Origin of the sequence: uncultured Cedecea sp. (genome assembly GCF_947498825.1) — a bacterium.
In the GTDB taxonomy this organism is placed as follows: domain Bacteria; phylum Pseudomonadota; class Gammaproteobacteria; order Enterobacterales; family Enterobacteriaceae; genus JGM124.
The window spans coordinates 60,076-78,856 of record NZ_CANMLV010000013.1 but is presented as its reverse complement, the minus strand read 5'-3'; the positions used below and the strand labels follow the sequence as shown (position 1 = coordinate 78,856).

General features: G+C 47.3%; 17 protein-coding genes. 16 read left to right on the top strand and 1 reads right to left on the bottom strand.

Going from position 1 to position 18,781, the window contains the following annotated elements; all coding sequences use genetic code 11:
* The first annotated feature begins 62 nt into the window (after nt 1–62).
* The 16 genes from avtA (at nt 63) to kch (ending at nt 16,391) form a co-directional block, all read left to right on the top strand.
* Nucleotides 63–1,316, top strand: a complete 1,254-nt coding sequence (avtA, locus tag Q1A40_RS14400; protein ID WP_300001215.1) for a valine--pyruvate transaminase — start codon at nt 63–65, stop codon at nt 1,314–1,316.
* Nucleotides 1,317–1,921: 605 nt separating this feature from the next.
* Nucleotides 1,922–3,499 carry an ABC transporter substrate-binding protein gene (locus Q1A40_RS14395; RefSeq protein WP_300001213.1) on the top strand — a complete coding sequence of 526 codons (1,578 nt, stop codon included), beginning with the start codon at nt 1,922–1,924 and terminating at the stop codon, nt 3,497–3,499.
* Nucleotides 3,499–4,467, top strand: coding sequence for an ABC transporter permease (locus tag Q1A40_RS14390; RefSeq protein WP_300001211.1), 969 nt, complete (start codon nt 3,499–3,501; stop codon nt 4,465–4,467). The genes Q1A40_RS14395 and Q1A40_RS14390 overlap by 1 nt, the downstream gene beginning before the upstream one ends.
* Entirely contained in the window at nt 4,464–5,270 is an 807-nt protein-coding gene (locus Q1A40_RS14385; protein ID WP_300001209.1) for an ABC transporter permease, read from the top strand. Before Q1A40_RS14390 ends, Q1A40_RS14385 begins: the two co-directional genes overlap by 4 nt.
* Nucleotides 5,270–6,085 carry an ATP-binding cassette domain-containing protein gene (locus Q1A40_RS14380; protein WP_300001207.1) on the top strand — a complete coding sequence of 272 codons (816 nt, stop codon included), beginning with the start codon at nt 5,270–5,272 and terminating at the stop codon, nt 6,083–6,085. Before Q1A40_RS14385 ends, Q1A40_RS14380 begins: the two co-directional genes overlap by 1 nt.
* A complete protein-coding gene (locus Q1A40_RS14375; RefSeq protein WP_300001205.1) occupies nt 6,069–6,722 on the top strand; it encodes an ATP-binding cassette domain-containing protein in 654 nt (217 codons plus the stop codon). The genes Q1A40_RS14380 and Q1A40_RS14375 overlap by 17 nt, the downstream gene beginning before the upstream one ends.
* Before the next feature lie 98 nt (nt 6,723–6,820).
* The gene (locus Q1A40_RS14370) at nt 6,821–7,123 is read left to right on the top strand and encodes an urease subunit gamma (protein WP_259050738.1); all 303 of its coding nucleotides are present in this window, start codon (nt 6,821–6,823) and stop codon (nt 7,121–7,123) included.
* Between the two features lie 53 nt (nt 7,124–7,176).
* Nucleotides 7,177–7,617: an urease subunit beta gene (ureB, locus tag Q1A40_RS14365; RefSeq protein ID WP_300001202.1), complete on the top strand. Its 441-nt coding sequence runs from the start codon at nt 7,177–7,179 to the stop codon at nt 7,615–7,617.
* Between the two features lie 76 nt (nt 7,618–7,693).
* On the top strand, nt 7,694–9,412 hold the full coding sequence (locus Q1A40_RS14360; RefSeq protein ID WP_300001200.1) for an urease subunit alpha: 1,719 nt from the start codon (nt 7,694–7,696) through the stop codon (nt 9,410–9,412).
* An 89-nt stretch (nt 9,413–9,501) separates the two neighbouring features.
* Entirely contained in the window at nt 9,502–10,203 is a 702-nt protein-coding gene (gene ureE / locus Q1A40_RS14355) for an urease accessory protein UreE (RefSeq protein ID WP_300001198.1), read from the top strand.
* Nucleotides 10,204–10,224: 21 nt separating this feature from the next.
* A complete protein-coding gene (locus tag Q1A40_RS14350) occupies nt 10,225–10,911 on the top strand; it encodes an urease accessory protein UreF (RefSeq protein ID WP_300001196.1) in 687 nt (228 codons plus the stop codon).
* A gap of 84 nt (nt 10,912–10,995) precedes the next feature.
* Nucleotides 10,996–11,661 carry an urease accessory protein UreG gene (ureG, locus tag Q1A40_RS14345; RefSeq protein WP_300001195.1) on the top strand — a complete coding sequence of 222 codons (666 nt, stop codon included), beginning with the start codon at nt 10,996–10,998 and terminating at the stop codon, nt 11,659–11,661.
* Complete coding sequence (locus Q1A40_RS14340; protein ID WP_300001194.1) at nt 11,658–12,626, top strand: urease accessory protein UreD; 969 nt, start codon at nt 11,658–11,660, stop codon at nt 12,624–12,626. Before ureG ends, Q1A40_RS14340 begins: the two co-directional genes overlap by 4 nt.
* A 97-nt stretch (nt 12,627–12,723) precedes the next feature.
* Nucleotides 12,724–13,707 (top strand): urea transporter, encoded by a 984-nt coding sequence (gene yut, locus Q1A40_RS14335; RefSeq protein ID WP_300001192.1) that lies wholly within the window; start codon nt 12,724–12,726, stop codon nt 13,705–13,707.
* 38 nt (nt 13,708–13,745) lie between these two features.
* Nucleotides 13,746–14,999, top strand: a complete 1,254-nt coding sequence (locus Q1A40_RS14330) for an ammonium transporter (RefSeq protein WP_300001190.1) — start codon at nt 13,746–13,748, stop codon at nt 14,997–14,999.
* 225 nt (nt 15,000–15,224) lie between these two features.
* Nucleotides 15,225–16,391: a voltage-gated potassium channel protein gene (gene kch / locus Q1A40_RS14325; RefSeq protein ID WP_300001288.1), complete on the top strand. Its 1,167-nt coding sequence runs from the start codon at nt 15,225–15,227 to the stop codon at nt 16,389–16,391.
* A 1,061-nt stretch (nt 16,392–17,452) separates the two neighbouring features.
* On the opposite strand, the gene Q1A40_RS14320 is transcribed toward kch, so the two are convergent.
* The gene (locus Q1A40_RS14320) at nt 17,453–18,781 is read right to left on the bottom strand and encodes a 6-phospho-alpha-glucosidase (RefSeq protein ID WP_300001188.1); all 1,329 of its coding nucleotides are present in this window, start codon (nt 18,779–18,781) and stop codon (nt 17,453–17,455) included.

Genomic DNA, 18,781 nt, shown 5'->3' with positions numbered 1-18,781 from the left:
GCACCGCGCCTTTACCAGCGTTATGGTTAGCCTCTTTCAAAAGATTCTGTAGACAATACGTTATGACGTTTTCTCTTTTCGGCGACAAATTTACCCGCCATTCAGGCATTACACGCCTGATGGAGGATCTCAATGATGGTTTACGTACCCCTGGTGCAATTATGCTGGGCGGAGGTAACCCCGCGCAAATTCCTGCAATGAACGACTACTTTCAAGGGTTGCTTTCAGATATGCAGGATAACGGCAAACTCCTTGATACCCTGTGTAATTACGACGGACCACAGGGGAAAAGTGAGCTGCTTACCGCCTTAGCCGGTATGCTACGTGACGAATTAGGTTGGGATATTGAGCCGCAGAATATCGCGCTGACAAATGGCAGTCAGAGCGCATTTTTCTACTTATTTAATCTGTTTGCCGGGCGCCGCAAAAATGGCACCACCAAAAAAGTGCTGTTTCCGCTGGCTCCAGAATATATTGGTTATGCCGATTCCGGGCTGGAAGAAGACCTTTTTGTCTCCACGCGGCCAAATATCGAATTACTGCCAGACGGACAGTTTAAGTACCATGTAGACTTTGAACATCTGCATATTGGCGAAGATACCGGCATGATCTGTGTCTCACGCCCGACTAACCCAACCGGAAACGTGATTACCGACGAAGAGCTAATAAAGCTCGATGCCATGGCGAATGAACACGGTATTCCGTTGGTGATTGATAATGCTTACGGTGTTCCTTTTCCGGGCATTATCTTTACTGAAGCACGTCCCCTCTGGAACCCGAATATCATCCTGTGTATGAGCCTGTCCAAGCTTGGGCTTCCGGGAAGCCGCTGCGGTATTATTATTGCCAATGACAAAGTCATTTCAGCAATCAGTAATATGAACGGAATTATCAGTCTGTCTCCTGGCGGAGTAGGCCCGGCGATGGCCTGCGAAATGATTCAACGTAAGGATCTGCTGAGGCTGTCAGAAACGGTGATTAAACCTTTCTATCTTCAGCGAGTGCAGGAAACCGTCGCGATTATTCGCCGTTATTTATCACCAGAGCGTTGCCTTATCCATAAACCTGAAGGGGCTATTTTTCTCTGGCTATGGTTCAAAGAATTGCCGGTTTCCACCGAGCTGCTGTATCAGCGTCTGAAAAAACGCGGGGTGCTGATGGTACCAGGTCACTACTTCTTCCCAGGTCTGGAAAAACCCTGGCCCCATACCCATCAATGCATGCGTATGAACTATGTGCCAGACCCCGATAAAATTGAAGCCGGTGTTAAAATTCTTGCTGAAGAAGTCGAGCGGGCCTGGGCCGAGTCGCACTAATCATAGCAACAGGTAAAGGGGATGCTTCCCTTTGCCTGTTGCCACGCTGTAAAGCTAACTGAACTTCACCAAACCCAAACCAATCGTTTTCTCTATCACCATAAAAATCAGTACGGCAATAATTGAGGGGATTGCAGCGCTGTAATCGATCCAGAACAGTGTTGCTGTTGCCTCTTTCCCTACCCGTCCACCGACACTTGGATCTCGCTAAAGAAGTCGAACGAGCCAAGGCTGAATCACGATACAAAGAGTGTTGCAGTTATCTGGCTATATTACTGGAAAAAGGCCCTCTGCCCACGCGCAGCTCTGATCTATCTCCAATAAAATATGGCTATTTTCTCTTTCCGAATGTCTGGCCATACATTTTTAATCTATCGTTAACGCATTTGCATTACACCTGTGTAATTGTCACAATCACATTCATAACTTATTATTTTTTTTAAAGAAAATATTTAATCACATTGATAAATAGTTTCCCAAAAAGAGGACGTCTGTTTTTTATTGCATTTTGTGTTTTTAAAATACTTATTATGTCGCTATACTCACTTTTAAACACAAATTCAGAACAATAATCTCACAAAAATAAATACATCAAAGGATTGTATATGATTTTCAAATCAAAACGATATATTAATCTTTTTGCATCTGTTTTTTTTGGCATATCTTCTGTTTGCTCTTATGCAACCGATCACACGATTAAATTAGCCATTGGTGATGAACCCAGCGAGGGCTTTGATCCCATGCTCGGCTGGAGCCATGGAAGTTACCTCCTGCTGCACAGTCCGCTGTTAAAACAGAATGCCAGTCTCGGCTGGGACAGTTTTTTACTGGATGATTACACCTCCAGCCATGACGGCAGAACTTGGATACTTACGCTAAAACCCGACCTCAAGTTTTCTGATGGTTCACCGCTTACCGCCAAAGATGTGGTTTATACCTACAACAATGCGGCAGCCAGTGGCGGCAAAGTCGATATGGGGAATTTCTTGAAAGCAGAAGAGATTGATCCCCAGACAGTACGTATCCAACTCAAAGCACCACAAAGCACTTTTATCAACGTCCTCGGGTCACTGGGGATTGTCTCTAAAGATAAATACGATGCCAAAACCTATGCCCAAAAACCGATTGGTGCAGGTCCGTATCGTTTAGTCAGCTTCCAGCCAGGCCAACAACTGATTGTGGAAGCCAACCCCTATTATGCGGGTAATAAAAACGACTTCGATAAGCTGGTTTTTGTCTTCCTTGATGAAGACAGTGCTTATGCTGCAGCCAAAAGCCAGCAGCTTGATGTGGTGCGTATCCCGCCTTCTATGGCAGTAGAACCCTCCAGTAAAATGAAATTATGGGTGCAGCCAAGCGTAGAAAACCGTGGAATCGTCTTCCCGACAACCCCAGCAGGTGAAAAAAATGCCCAGGGTTATCCTGTCGGAAACGATATTACGTCCGATGTCGCCATCCGCAAGGCGATAAACTACGCAATTAACCGTCAGTTACTGGCAGATCAGATACTGGAAGGCCACGCTATTCCAGCCTATACCGGTGTACAAGGCCTCCCCTGGGATAATAAAGATGCCGCAATAAAAGACGGCGATATTGAAAAAGCCAAAGACATTCTCGAGCAGGCCAGCTGGAAATTGAATAGCAAGGGTATTCGGGAGAAGAATGGCGTACCGGCTCACATTACCCTGTGGTACGCCAGCGGCGATGCTACGCGTCGTGACCTGGCACAAGCCGTCCGCTCTATGCTGAAACCTATCGGTATTGACGTCGACTTAAAATCAGGCAGCTGGGAAATCGTTGAACGCAATATGCACGCTAACCCAACCCTGTTTGGCTGGGGAAGCCTGGATCCGATGGAACTGTATCACCACTACAATGGTGAAGCAGCGGGTATCGGCTATTACAACCCGGGCTATTATCAGAATGCAGACGTTGATAAACATCTCCAGCAAGCGCTGGATGCACCAGACTGGAAACAAGCGATCCCCCACTGGCAACAGGTCGATTGGGATGGTAAGACCGGGGCCGGTATTCGTGGCGATGCCGCATGGGCATGGTTATTAAATCTTCAGCATACGTATCTGGTTAATCCCTGCATCGACTTAGGTAAAGGCGCGCCGGAGATTCATGGTTCTTGGTCAGCGTTGAATAACCTTGATAGCTGGAAATGGACCTGTAACTGATGAGAGCAGTGCCGGTATTTATCCTGCGCTTAATATGCCTGCTGTTGGTTACAGCTGCAGGCACCTTTGTCTTACTCAGTTTTTCTCCCGTTGATCCGATTCGCGCCTATATCGGCAGCGACTTGCTCCACGTTCCCCCAGAACAATATCCGCTGATCGCCGCCCGTTGGGGACTGGACTTGCCCTTATGGCAACGTTTTCTGCATTGGTTTATGCAGATGATACAAGGGGATATGGGTTATTCAATGCTCTATAATGCCCCGGTCGCACAGGTCATAGGTGAGCGCTTTGCCACGTCATTTGCCTTACTGCTTTCCGCCTGGATATTTTCAGGTGTATTTGGACTATTAATGGGGTTAACCGCTGGTCGCTATCTCAACCGCTGGCCGGATCGCCTTATTTCAAGTTTTTCCTACTTACTGGCTTCCTTACCCACCTTCTGGATAGGTCTCCTGTTACTGTCATTATTTGCCGTCAAACTTAACTGGGCTCCTGTTTGTTGCGCCTGGACACCGGGGAGTAATGCTGAAACTGCAAGCTTTGGTAATAAGCTCCATCATCTTATATTGCCTTGTATTGCCTTAGGATTATTGGGTATCGGTAATATTGCGCTACATACCCGAGCGAAAGTTGCCGAGGTGATGAACAGTGAATTTATTCGCTATGCTCAGGCACAAGGGGATAAGGGCTGGTCTCTGGTGCGGTTTCATATTTTGCGTCATGCGATAACTCCCGCTTTGTGTCTGCAATTCGCCTCTCTGGGAGAGTTACTCGGGGGTTCTTTACTGGCGGAGAAAGTCTTCGCTTATCCCGGACTCGGGCAAGCCACTATTGATGCCGGGCTTCACGGTGATATTCCATTATTAATGGGAATAGTCATGTTTTGCGCTATTCTGGTGTTCTGCGCCAACAGTATCGCAAACGGGCTGCTGCATCGTCTGAACAGGGGGCTGCGCAGTCAATCATGACATACAACCCTAATCAGGCATTATTGCGGCTTGCGGTTTCATTCGTATTGTTATCGGGCTTAGTGATTTATGGATTTTCTATTTATCACCTTGATATACCGATGGAGCTGCTGGCAAGGCGTCAGCCACCATCCAGCCTCTACTGGTTCGGTACTGACAGTCTGGGCCGTGATTTATGGCTACGTTGCTTTCAGGGTCTGACCACCAGCTTACAAATAGGCTTAACTGCCGCCTTTACCAGTGGTTTAATTTCTCTGCTCGCTGCCGCGTTATGTTCGATGAATAAAACCATGGATTATCTGATCCGTGGGCTGATCGACAGTATGCTGGCGCTACCTCATTTACTGTTGCTGGTGCTGATTTGCTTTACGTTGGGAGGCGGTAAAGAAGGGGTGATTCTGGCCGTGGCTTTCACACACTGGCCCAAACTGGCATTGATTCTGCGAGCAGAAATTCTGCGTATTCGTGAAACAGATTATATGAAACTGTCCCATCGGCTGGGCAATAGCAATTTCTATCGCTGGCGTCATCATCTGCTACCCTTAATATTGCCGCAATGGATAGTGGGTACATTACTGATGTTCCCTCATGCTGTCTTACACAGCGCAGCCCTGAGTTTTCTGGGGTTTGGTTTATCCCCCCATGAAGCCTCTTTGGGCATTTTACTCGCCGATGCCCTGCGCTTCTTAAGCAGCGGAGCCTGGTGGCTGGCATTTTTCCCAGGCCTGATACTGGTTGGGTTAGTGCTTATTTTTGACCAACTTGCCCGAGCGCTTCAACAGCTCTGGCTAAGGGTGTCATAATGCTGAAATTCACAAACTTTTCTCTTGATGTTGCCCACTATCGCTGGCTGGGACGTAAAACCTGGCATCCACTGCTGAGTAATATCTCTTTAGAGGTTCATCCGGGAGAGTTAGTCGCCTTGGTCGGTGGCAGCGGTGAAGGTAAAAGTCTGTTATTACAAAGCGTACTCGGACTGATCCCGGATAATATGCGCTGTCGTGGCGATATTATTCTCGCTGGTAAAACTCTGGACGCCCAAGAAAAAATAGAGAACCGCGGCAAGTCCGTCTGTTATGTTCCCCAAGGCGTAAGTGCCTTAAATCCACTGATAAAAGTGGGTTCACAAATCACCCGGGCGGCACAACTGAGTGGCGTTGAGTTACGCCTTAAAGATGTCGCGATGCAGTTGCAAACCTATAATCTTGCGCCAGGCTTAATCTATGACTTTCCCCGGCAGTTATCCGGTGGGATGGCAAAACGCGTACTGGCGAGCTGTGCAACCCTGACCCACGCACAATATATTCTTGCGGATGAAGTCACCTCGTGGCTGGATGAAGAACATGCCTGCCAGTTACTGACTCACTTACGCGCTTTTTGTCAGCAAGGCCGGGCCATCTTATGGGTCACACATGACTTAGCGCTGGCAGCACGATTTGCCGATAAAATTGCCGTACTCCGTCAGGGCGAATTATGCGAAACATTGCGAGCTGATGAACTAAAAAATCAAGGTGGAAGCGAATGGCTACAATCATTGTGGACAGCTTTACCCGAACAGCAATTTATCAGTCAGGGCCTTTCGCAAAAAGAGGAAACTGAACATGCTCACTATCGATAACTTATCGATAACCCAGGGAGGACAGCAACTCTGGGAAGATGTTTCATTCACCCTTAGCCCGGGTGAGCGTTTAGGGATCTCAGCCCCCAGCGGATTTGGCAAAACCACCCTTGGTCGCGTCATTGCTCAATGGCAGGCTCCCACGCATGGCCAGGTATTAATTGATGGCATTCCTCCGGCGAAAACAGGCTATTGCCCGATTCAACTCGTCCCTCAGCATCCTGAACTGAGTTTTAATCCCTGGCGTACCACTGGTGATAGCCTGCGCGATGCCTGGCAACCGGATGCCCGATGGCTTGAACGTATGGCGGTTAACCCGAACTGGTTAAAACGCAGACCTGATGAGTTATCCGGAGGAGAGCTGGCTCGTATTGCCCTGCTACGAGCCCTGGATCCGCGTACACGCTATTTAATTACCGACGAAGTCACGGCTCAGCTTGATGCCCATATTCAGGCACAAATTTGGAAGGTCCTGCTGGAAGAAACTCACCGGCGGCCATTAGGACTGATTATTTTTAGTCATAACAAAGCATTACTGGAAAGAGTCTGTTCCAGGATCTGGATACCTGGCAGAAAACAAAAATCTCCCCATGGCGACGGAAGTTTACCGCCGCTAAACAGGGTGATTTCGTTTTAACAGGTTAATCTTTACGAGACAGGTCGTTTTATAAGGTGGTCATTCACCATTGTGGTTGTCGTTATTTTTCACTTTATTAACCAGATACAGGAGGGCTCATGCAGCTCACCCCCAGAGAAGTTGAAAAGCTCATGATTTACACGCTATCTGACGTGGCATTCAAGCGCAAAGCTCGTGGTCTGAAGCTCAATTATCCGGAGGCGGTCTCTATTATTACCGTCACTGCGATGGAAGGTGCCCGGGATGGCAAAACGGTAGAAGACGTAATGAAAGAAGCCAGCCAAGTGCTGACCAAGGACGATGTCATGGAAGGTGTTGCTGACCTTATTCCTAACGTTCAGGTTGAGGCCATTTTCACTGACGGTAGCCGTCTGGTCACGGTACACGACCCAATCAAATAACGGTAAGCCGCGTGCGAGTAAAACCTGAATTGAATATGACAGAGGATTAAAGCATGAGCGCGAAGAAAAAGAATACCCCAGCTAACCCTGAAGAAAATACGCCTCTCGGGGGCCTAATTTTAGCCGAGACGCCAATTACCTTTAATGAGGACAGACCGGCCATTAAAGTCAAAGTCCGTAATACCGGTGACCGTCCGATTCAAGTCGGATCGCATTTCCATTTCTTTGAAGCCAACCGCGCACTCGAATTTGACAGAGAAGCGGCTTACGGCAAACGGCTGAATATTTCATCGACCACCGCGATTCGTTTTGAACCGGGCGACGAAACCGAAGTTTCGCTTATCCCTTTTGGCGGCAAACAAACACTCTATGGCTTCAATAATCTGGTTGATGGCTGGGCGGGTGAAAGTATTGTCCCTGGAAGTCAGCGTCCGGACAAACTGGAAGCACTGCGTCGCGCGAAAGAGCGTGGATTTAAATCGTCTAAGAAGTAAGCGGTCAATACTATCGACATTCAATGACGTGTAGCCTGGCTGCGTTGCGCGTCCCGGAAAAAGAAAGGAACGAAAGATGCCTCAAATTTCTCGGCAAGAATACGCGGGTCTGTTTGGCCCGACTACTGGTGATAAAATTCGTCTTGGTGATACCAACCTGTTCGTTGAAATTGAAAAAGATTTGCGTGTTTATGGCGAAGAGTCAGTCTATGGTGGGGGAAAATCCCTGCGTGATGGCATGGGCGCAGATAACACGCTGACCCGCGACAATGGCGTGCTGGATTTAGTGATTACCAACGTCACGATCATTGATGCTCGCCTGGGTGTGATTAAAGCGGACGTCGGTATCCGTGATGGCAAAATTGTCGGAATCGGTAAAAGCGGTAACCCAGGTACGATGAATGGTGTCACCCCGGGATTAGTGGTGGGTGTGAGCACTGATGCTATTTCCGGTGAACACTTAATTCTGACTGCAGCAGGTATTGATAGCCATATTCACTTTATCTCTCCTCAGCAGGCCTACCATGCTCTTTCTAACGGTGTCACCACCTTCTTCGGCGGAGGTATTGGTCCAACGGATGGTACTAACGGTACCACAGTAACCCCTGGCCCCTGGAATATCCGCCAGATGTTACGCTCTGTTGAAGGTCTGCCAGTCAATATTGGCCTGCTGGGTAAAGGAAACGCCTTTGGTCGCCAGCCACTTATTGAGCAGGCTATTGCCGGTGTCGTCGGTTATAAAGTACATGAAGACTGGGGTGCAACAGCGAATGCCATCAGACACTCTCTGCGTATGGCAGACGAAATGGATATTCAGGTCTCGGTGCATACCGACAGTCTGAACGAATTCGGTTACGTTGAAGATACCATTGATGCCTTCGAAGGCCGTACTATTCATACCTTCCATACCGAAGGTGCTGGCGGCGGTCATGCGCCGGATATTATTCGCGTTGCCAGCCAGTCTAACGTACTGCCAAGCTCAACTAACCCGACGCTGCCCTATGGTATCAACAGTCAGGCTGAACTGTTCGACATGATTATGGTGTGTCATAACCTGAACCCGAACGTTCCGGCTGACGTCTCGTTTGCTGAAAGCCGTGTGCGTCCGGAAACCATCGCTGCAGAAAACGTGCTGCACGATATGGGCGTTATCTCAATGTTCTCCAGTGACTCCCAGGCAATGGGTCGCGTCGGTGAGAACTGGCTGCGTATCATCCAGACTGCGCATGCGATGAAAGCCTCTCGCGGTAAGTTGCCAGAAGATGCGCCAAATAACGATAACTTCCGCGTATTGCGTTATGTCGCCAAAGTCACCATTAACCCGGCCATTGCACAGGGTGTCAGCCATGTGCTCGGTTCTGTTGAAGTCGGCAAAATGGCAGACCTGGTACTGTGGGATCCTCGCTTCTTCGGCGCGAAACCTAAAATGGTAATCAAAGGTGGCATGATCAGCTGGGCAGCGATGGGTGACCCTAACGCTTCCCTGCCAACACCACAGCCAGTGTTCTACCGTCCAATGTTCGGTGGAATGGGCAAAACATTACAAGATACCTGCGTCACCTTCGTTTCTCAGGCCGCCCTCGACGATGGCGTTAAAGAGAAAGCGGGCCTTGACCGCCAGGTTGTTGCCGTGAAGAACTGCCGTACCATCTCAAAACAAGACCTGGTGCGTAACGACAAGACGCCACATATCGAAGTTGATCCGGAAACCTTTGCAGTAAAAGTCGATGGCGTACACGCCACTTGTGAGCCGATTGATACCGCATCCATGAACCAACGCTATTTCTTTGGTTAACCGATAAGTCAGGATGTAAATACCTTTCAGTGTCCTGCTATCAATGCAGGACACTGACTGGCTAAAAAATACAGATAAGGAATAGCAGCATGATTTTGATCGAAGATATTCTCGGCAACGTCAAAAAAGACCCGGCCTGGCAGGACAAACTGAAAGATGCCACGCTGGATCTGTTAGTACTCGATCAGCGCGAGGCACAAAAAAGTCGCTGCCGTAAACTCAGCACCCAAGGCGTTGATTTGGGTATTTCGCTCGACAGACACGTTATGCTGGCAGACGGTGATGTCCTGTCCTGGGACGAGCAGAATAATGTTGCCATCATCGTGCAGATTAACTTACGTGATGTCATGGTGATTGATCTCAGCGAATTAAAAAATCGCTCGCAAGATGAGTTAATTAAAACGGCCTTTGAGCTGGGGCATGCGCTGGGTAATCAGCACTGGAAAGCAGTCACCAAAAATAACAACGTGTATGTACCGCTGACCGTTGCCACCACCATGATGGAGTCCGTCATGAGAACCCATGGCTTCCAGCACTTGCCTTTCCATTTTGTTAAAGGTCAGGAGATCCTGCCACTGCTCAGTAATTCCGAAGCGCGCTTACTATTTGGCGGTGCCGAAGATACCGATACCCACGTTCATGTCGCAAGCCCGTTAGATGCTCCCCATACAGGCAGCGCGGTACATTCACATGGGCATCATCATCACGGCCATAGCCATTCACATAGCCATAGTCACTCACATGACCACGCTCATGGGCATGATCATAATCACGATGACCATAAACACTGATAGCTTGCAGGAGGCACAACAATGAACGCATCAGACCTGATTCGTATCATGCAATTTGGTGATTCTGTCCTGCCTGTTGGTGCCTTTACCTTCTCCAATGGTGTGGAGTCGGCAATTCAGGCTGGCATCATTCACGATGTGCCAACCCTGAAAGGTTTTGTTCTCACAGCCCTGAAACAGGCTGCCAGCTGTGATGGTATGGGGGTCGTCGTCGCTCACCGGGCAGTGATGTCTGACGATAAAGAGATGCTGTTTCGAGCCGACTGGGCGGTCAATAATCGCAAGCTGAATGAAGAAAGCCGCTTGATGGCAACCCGCATGGGGAAAAAACTGGCCGAGATGTCGATACGGGTGGTGGAACATCCGCTGATTGAGTGGTGGTTACAGGAGATAAAAGCGGGTAATGCTGCCGGTACCTATCCCGTCACTCAGGCACTGGTCATGGCAGTACAAGGTATTCCAGAGCGAGAAGTAGTGGTAATGCATCAATACGGTGTCGCGATGACCATGTTGAGTGCTGCAATGCGCCTGATGCGTGTCACCCATTTCGAAACGCAGCATATTATGTTCGAACTCAGCAAAGATATCGAAACCTTCTGTGAAATTGCCGAAAGGGCAGATATTGACCAGATGTCTTCCTATGTACCCATTGTCGATATTTTAGCGGCAATGCATGTGCAGGCCCATGTTCGTCTGTTTAGTAACTAGCGATAACATAAAACTATTTTGTGTTTCGGCACCGTTCACGCCGTGACACAGCTGAAATTAAATAAAAATAAAGAGGAATACACCGTGAATAGCCATACAACCGATAAACGCAAAAAAATTACCCGTATTGGTATTGGTGGCCCGGTAGGTTCAGGTAAAACTGCCGTTATCGAAGTCATCACTCCGATTTTGATTCGCCGTGGACTCAAACCGCTAATCATTACTAATGATATTGTCACCACCGAAGATGCCAAGCAGGTTAAGCGCACGCTAAAAGGGATTTTAGATGAAGATAAAATCCGCGGTGTTGAAACGGGCGCTTGTCCTCATACCGCGGTACGTGAAGATCCGAGCATGAACATTGCTGCGGTAGAAGAGATGGAAGAGCAGTATCCGGACAGCGACCTTATCATGATTGAAAGTGGCGGCGATAACCTGACCCTCACCTTCAGTCCGGCGTTAGCTGACTTCTATATCTACGTTATCGATGTTGCCGAAGGGGAAAAAATCCCACGTAAAAACGGTCCGGGTCTGGTACAGGCCGATATTCTGATCATCAATAAAATTGACCTCGCCCCTTATGTGGGTGCCAGTCTCGATGTGATGGAAAGCGACACCAAAGTGGTGCGCGGCAACCGTCCTTATATTCTGACTAACTGCAAAACGGGACAGGGTATTGAAGAACTGGTGGATATGATCATGCGTGACTTCTTATTTACCCATGTTGAAAAACAAGGAGAGCCTGCATGACTCGACAGAGCCAGAACATCGCGGAAACACCTTCCCGGGTTCGTGCTCATGCCTTGGGTGTTAACGCACCAGAACTCGCAGAATATCAGGATGAACCAGCACAGATGCGCAGTGGAACTGTGGGCAAAAGTGGCTATCTGAAACTCAGATTTGCCAAGCGTGAGCGTCGTAGTATTTTGGCTGAAATGGAACGGCGGGTGCCTTCTATGGTGCAAAAAGCACTGTACTGGGATGAGGAAATGCCTGAACTGCCCTGTGTGACGATGATTTCAACATCCGGATGCATATTACAAGGTGATCGCCTGGCAACCGACGTGATTGTCGAGCCCGGGGCCTGCGCCCATGTCACCACACAATCGGCCACCAAAGTGCATATGATGAACGCGAACTATGCCTCGCAAATTCAGCATTTTACTGTGGCAGAACAGGGTTACCTGGAGTTTATGCCGGACCCGCTGATCCCGCATCGTGATTCACGTTTTATTACTGATACGCTGATCGATATTCATCCCAGCGCAACGGTGCTGTACTCCGAAGTTTTGATGTCCGGCAGAAAATACCATCATCAGGACGAACGCTTTGGTTTCGATGTCTTCTCTTCACGTATTGTGGCAAAAAATCCACAAGGTAAAGAGCTATTTGTCGAAAAATATATTCTTGAACCCAAAGTGGAAAGCCTTGATGCCGTTGGCGTGATGCAGACCTTTGATACTTTCGGCAATGTCATCTTACTGACACCCAAAGAGCATCATGATCGTATTTTAGCGCGTATCACCGCTAAGTTTGATATGGAAAACCACATTGCCAGCGGTGTCACCCGATTACCCAATGACTGTGGTCTGATTTTTAAAGCATTAGGTGTCGACAGTGGCGGGGTAAGAAATGAGATCCGCCATTTCTGGAAAGTTGCCCGGGAAGAGATCCTCGGTATCACCTTGCCAGAAAAATTCTTATGGCAATATTAGGCTTTTAGTGTTTCCCAGCGTTGCAGTGAGTTATCGCTGCAACATATTGCAGTAACAGCCAATTCATACAGCTGCTTTATGTCAGAAGGGCAAAATTATGACTGTAAAAACAGGCAAGCAATCTGCATGGTCACAACTCAGTGCTTCTAATGTTTTCATTGAATTTATTGATATAACGCTGCGCGGTTGTGCTCAGGTTATGTTCCAGAACAACCCATTAACCGGATTATTTTTCTTTGCGGCAGTGTTTGTCGGTGCCTATGCCGAAGGTAACCCTGCCGCGGCCTGGGGTTGTGTCCTGGGAACAGTGGTCGCGACGCTGACCGGTGCCTTAATGCCTGATAAAGCCTCCTGGAAGGTGGGCCTGTTTGGTTATAACGGTTGTCTGGTCGGTGTTGCATTGCCGACCTTTCTTGAACCAAACGCCGCGCTTTGGGGTTGTATTATTCTGGGTAGTATCGTCTCGGTCATTGTGCTTATCTGTATTGCCGATATCTTAAAAGTCTGGAAAGTCGCCGCGCTGACAGCACCTTTTGTGCTCGTCTCATGGATTATTTTTCTCGCCAGTTATGACTTTAGCGCGTTACACAGCATTGGTTTACCTGCACCAGCCTTGCCTCAGCCTCTTGTCGCACATGAAATTGCGGGCAATGACTTTGCAGTGAGAACCTTTAACGGTATCTCTGAAGTATTTTTATTCAGTAGCCTGATCGCCGGGGTTCTGTTTGTTATCGGGCTTGCCGTGGAGTCCATCTGGGCCGCGGTGTTTGCCGTCGGCGGTTCCATTCTGGCGCTTCTTACCGCAATGACTTTGGGCGCAAATCCTTCGAATATCGATGTCGGGCTGTACTCATTCAGTGCCGTATTAACCGCTATTGCTCTGGGTTCCACCTTCAATAAACCGAGCAAACGTGTGGTCCTGTATACCATTGTTGGCGTTATTTTTACCGTTATTGTTCAGTCTGCACTTGGCATCTTACTTTCACCTGTCGGCATTCCGACCTTGACCATGCCATTTGTTATCGCTTCATGGCTGTTCCTGGTTCCGAATAAAGATGTCATGCCAGAACACAGAAAATAATCCTCATTTGATAACATATAAAATCAGGCTAAATAAATATGGAAAATAAACTTCTTTTGCTTCAATCATTAGACATCCCAAATACAGCATTTATGCTGATTTGCGCAAGTCTTGTTATGCTGATGACTCCAGGACTCGCTTTTTTCTACGGGGGTCTGGTACCACGCAAAAGTATTCTGAATATGATGTTTCAGAGTTTTTGCTCCATGGGCTGGGTGGCCATTCTGTGGTTTGCCGTCGGTTACTCGCTATCCTTCGGTCCGACAATAAATGGTATTGTCGGTGACCCTTTCTATTATGCTTTCCTGGATAATATTCAGCCGAACACCATGTATACCGGCAACAGCGGCGGTATACCGCTACTGGTACATTTTATTTATCAAATGATGTTTGCCATTATTACGCCTGCGCTGATTACCGGCGCCTTTGCGAACCGCGTAAATTTCTCCGCTTACCTGGTTTTCCTGACGCTCTGGACGCTGCTGGTTTACTGCCCGTTTGTTCATATGGTCTGGAGTCCGGACGGCATCTTCTATAAATGGGGTGTCGTAGACTTCGCAGGAGGGATTGTCGTTCATGCCACCGCTGGTTTTGCCGCATTAGCTTCCGCCCTGTACGTGGGTAAACGTATGGTTAAGTCCGATGGTTCACACAATATTCCTTATATTGCGCTGGGTGCGGGTTTACTGTGGTTCGGCTGGTTTGGCTTCAACGCCGGTTCCGAACTTCGCGTGAATACCGTCACCGTTTCTGCCTTTGTGACCACTCATACTGCGGCAGCATTTGCCGGTGTAGCTTGGCTTATTATTGAAAAAATCCATACCGGTCGTCCAAAACTGGTCGGCTTTCTGACCGGTTCTGTTGCGGGTCTGGCAACCATTACCCCGGCTTCAGGTTATGTCTCTGTACAGTCAGCAGCCTTGATAGGGATAATCGCCGCCTGTATTTGTTACTGTGCCGTTCTGTTAGTAAGAAGACATCTTGATGATGCTCTGGACGTTTTTGGTGTTCACGGTGTGGGCGGGATAACCGGTTCAATTCTGCTGGGTGTCTTCTGTTCAACAATCTGGAACCCGACAGGACCTGAAGGTTTACTGTACGGTGGTGGCTTCACGCAAATCTTTAAACAGATTGTCGCCGTGGTCTTTACCTCAGCCTGGTCATTTGTCTTTACTCTGCTTATTCTGTGGATTATCAATAAATTTACCCCGGTTAAAGTTGACCAAAGTAAAATGGGTGAAGACCTGGATTCAGGTATGTTTGGTGAACGTGCCTATACGGAAGAGAAATGATTCGCTGTTAATCACGCTCTTTAATCATTCAGTGTGAAACCGTACCGGAGGAGGCTAACCCTCTCTCCGGTAACAAAAATAATCATCTTTTTTCGCCAGAACAGGCATTGCACAGCCAGGATTTTTAATTTTTTTTGTACTACTATACCAGTCACACTTCCTGTCGCCTGGGTTATGTAGAACAGTTACCTTTTTAAAGAAGGTGTTATGACGCCAGTTATCGCAATGAAAATAATCAGATCAAAGATATCGATTCCTTTGTGCCTGGCTGTTTTAGTGGCCATTAACGGTGGCTTTTTTCTGGTGCCGGTTATCACAAATATAATGAATCACCTGCCCAGCCTGAAAAATGACTTCACCTCCTGGAAAGATACGCTTAGTTTTCTTAACTACTTTGAAATCCCGCACCTTTTTATTGGTCTGTTTATGATATTTATGGCAGTGTTACTGCCAACCAGAAATAGAGTCGCCTGGTTTTTCACGGTAATATTGTTATTTACTATTATTATCCTGGATATTTTCATTATTCATGAAAACAACCATAAGATTGCCTACTCATCAGCCGTACTGATAGCGATGATCTATTACTGGCGGCAATTTTATTATCACAGCCTTGCCAGCGGTACCTACTTCGCCATCATCAGTATTTCCTGGCTTATTGTCTATAGCATGCTGGGAACGCTCTATTTGGGCGATCAGTTCACTCCTCATGTTACTGATTTACAGACTGCTTTTTACTTTGCAATCGTCTGTATGTCGACAGTCGGTTTTGGCGATATCATTCCACACAGTACCGAAGCACGTATGTTCACATTGACGGTCATCGTTTCCGGGATTACCGTTTTTGCCGCATCCATCTCTTCTATTGCTGGCCCAATGATCAGTAATAATGTTAAGCGCATAGTTAAAGGCAGGGTTTATAACATGGACAGAAAGAATCACTATATTGTCGTGGGTGCGAATCCTTTATCCGTCACTGTTTATAACTCCCTGCGTGCACGTGGGGACGATGTTACCGTGGTATTTAGCCCAGGCACCGTCCATAATTACCCACCTAAAACCGATATCGTTGAAGGCGATCCGTCCGCAACCGCCACCTTAAAACTTGCCGGTGCCGATAAAGCTAAAAGCATTATCGCGTTAGCCACTAATGATGCTGACAATGCTTTTGTTATTCTGGCGGCGAAAGAAGTGGCAGGCGAAGATACCAAAACCCTGGCACTGGTTAACGACACGCAGAACCTGAAAAAAATGAAACGCGTAAACCCGGATATGGTGTTCTCACTTCCATTATTAGGCAGCGAGCTGCTGGTCAGAACGCTGGATGGGGAAACTATCAATAATGAATTGGTGACCCAGTTATTCTTTGGGCACGAGGATAAACAGCCATAAGTTTATTTTGATAAAGTATATATCCAAAATAATTCGAGTTGCTTGTAGGCTCCCAGCTCAGCCCGTCGATAAGTATAGATAAACTCTGTGAATCAGCGGGCTGGATGCAGGCAACACCCAAGCAACTTGAAGTATGAGGGATATAAACGTAGCTGATGAGAGAGCAATATGGGGTTCTAGGCCAATGATGAGAAGCTACACCAAAGAGATAATCAATTGTTTATATTAAAAAATTTAATACCTTTAACTCGCCCTTCAAAATATCTACCAGTCGCGTGAGCGTATAATGTCCCAGATGTTGATATAAACATGCATCAGAGGTAAAAGCCACGCGATATGTTCACCCTTGATTCTTTCCCTGCGTCGTGCAGATGTGACAAGGCTTTCTGCATATAAAGTGTTTTGTTAATGATGTATCAGTTGGTGATTCTGAATTTCTGGCTTTGTCACAGGACCGTCTGCGTTGTCAGGGTGTGCGTGACCTGATTCTTCAACTCAGAAAAAGTTCGATTTATTCAAGAAAGCCGTATGATGCATGAGAGTTACCTTGTGTTTTGTATAAGGATTCGACACCCATATCAAAACCGGTAACTCTCAACCTTTCAAGGTTCAGTGTCAGCTCAAGTCGCAACTAATACAAGTAATAAGAAGTCTCATTTATTGGCTTGGAGAATTTTGCCGTGACGCAGGATCACCCCGATCGATATTTTTGTTTGCCAGGCAAAACCTTCGGTTATTCAGACTCGATCTCACCATCACTGATTACGTACTTACGTACTTACGCAGAGTGGATAGCAATTTCAGTTCGAGAGGTCATCATTGAAACCGTTCAACACCTGAGCATTTTCCTTTTCTTCAGTCATAGTTATTATTCTTTATCAGGTGTGCCGTAAAACCCTTTCTTTAGGGTGGGTAGGAAGACAATATTTAATCCTGGTTTAAGGTTTGGTGAGAATCACCTAACGTGAATTGAAAACCGCCGTTGATTGCTAGCCGGGCGGTTTTCTATGTCGGTTCGTTACAGCAAGCCATACCCATCAAGGGCAAATCTTGCTGTTCGATCAACGCAACTCAGGCCAGTAGTTTTTATTAGCTTCAATCAGTGCATCGAGCACCTGGCGTGCTTTCTTGGCATCCACAATAGTGCGGTTTAGCGTCAGCGCTTGCAAAGCTTTAGTATAGGAACCTTCAAACCAGGCTTCTACCGTTAAGCGTTCATAGGCAAATTGCTGCTCAATAAGCCCTTTGTAAAAGGTTGGGATTTTGCCCACACCGAAGGCTCTTGGTCCGTTGCTGCCAATTTCGGCGGTAACTTCGACCATCACATCGTCATCCAGGTTTTCTACCAAACCGTTATTAGGCACCATAACGATAAATTTTTTCTTCAGATTAAACGCTATCGCCTCTGCCAACTCAACAATCATGTCACCGTGCGCATCGTTATGCACCACATGCACATTCTTCGTAGTGCCCTCTTTCGCCGCGGTACGGCATTCATCAAAGACACGCTTTTCACGCCCATCAATAACCTCATTGGCTCGCGTGTAATTAGCATCCAGTTTCGACAGCTTGTATTCTGGGTAGAGATAATATTGCAAATAGGTATTGGGCAAGTAATCCGGGAAGTCGCGCAGCATATCGGCAACCGCAGCATAGGTATCCAGCCAAGATTTATCGCGTTGCTCTGCATCCACCGGCTTAAAGCCATTTTCTATGATAAATGATTTCAGTTCCGGTGCCAGGTCGTGCCCCGTTTCGTCATACAGATGTTTAAACCAGCCAAAGTGGTTAAGCCCGAAATATACCGGATCAAAGGTTGCCGGATCGCGGTTTAACAATCGCCCATAAGAACGCAGTAAATTAACCGGCTGATCGCAGATATTCAGGATCTGTTTATCATTCGGGAATTTTTTGTTCAAGGCATCTGCCACGATAGCCGCTGGATTGGTGTAGTTCAATATCCAGGCTTGAGGGGAACGTGCCCGGACATTTTCCACCAACTCAATCATGTCACGGATAGAACGCATACCATAAGCGAACCCGCCAGCACCGCAAGTTTCCTGCCCAATCACGCCCAGTTCTAATGGGATTTTTTCATCCTTTTCACGCATGGCATATCCGCCGGTACGCATCTGGCAGAAGATAAAATCCATATCCGTAAAAGCGACGTCTTTATCATTGGTATAAGTAAACTCCAGTTCAGGATACTCTTCACTGAATAAGACTTTGGCATATTCGCCGATAACGGCCTGGCGCTCGCTATTAACATCAAACATCACCAGTTTTTTTAGCGGTAGACGTACTTTGAGTTTACATAATGCTTTTAATAAACCCGGCGTCCATGTAGAGCCGCCACCCACTAATACAATATTAAAAGATGTTTTCATCAT